At 64.0% G+C, this 592-nt stretch carries 1 protein-coding gene; it reads left to right on the top strand.

Annotated features, from left to right (window positions below; translation table 11 throughout):
* The coding region (locus CXQ94_RS23895) for an RnfABCDGE type electron transport complex subunit D (protein WP_146070418.1) at positions 1-592 on the top strand (592 nt) is incomplete at both ends.

Here is a 592-nt window from a genome sequence, read left to right as displayed (position 1 = left end):
AACAGCTGTATGGCGGCCTTGGCCAGAACCCCTTCAACCCGGCGATGATCGGCTACGTGGTGGTGCTGATTTCCTTCCCGGTCGAAATGACAACCTGGCCTGTGCCGCACAGCGTCGGGCTGGGTGCCGGCCTGCAGCACATCCTCGGCATCGCCTCGCTGCCCGATGGCTGGACCCAGGCCACGGCCCTCGACGTACTGAAGGTGAACAAAAGCCTGACCATCGACGAGCTGTGGAGCAATCCGGCGTTCGGCCACTTTGGCGGTATCGGTTCGGAGGTGGTGAACCTGGCTTTCCTGGCCGGCGGCCTGTTCCTATTGCACAAAAGGCTGCTCAGCTGGCATGCGCCAGTGGGCATGCTCGCTGCGCTGGTGGTGATGAGCCTGGTGTTCTGGAATGGCTCGGGCTCCGATAGCAACGGCTCGCCGCTGTTCCATCTGCTCAGCGGCGCCACCATGCTAGGCGCGTTCTTCATCGTCACCGATCCGGTCAGCAGCGCCACCAGCCCGCTCGGGCGTCTCATCTTCGGTGTTGGCGTCGGCATTCTGGTCTACGTCATCCGCGCCTGGGGCGGCTATCCGGATGGCGTGGC

It is taken from the genome of Arthrobacter sp. GMC3 (assembly GCF_002929305.1).
Classification (GTDB): Bacteria; Actinomycetota; Actinomycetes; order Actinomycetales; family Micrococcaceae; genus Specibacter.
This window is presented reverse-complemented; position numbering and strand designations above follow the sequence as displayed.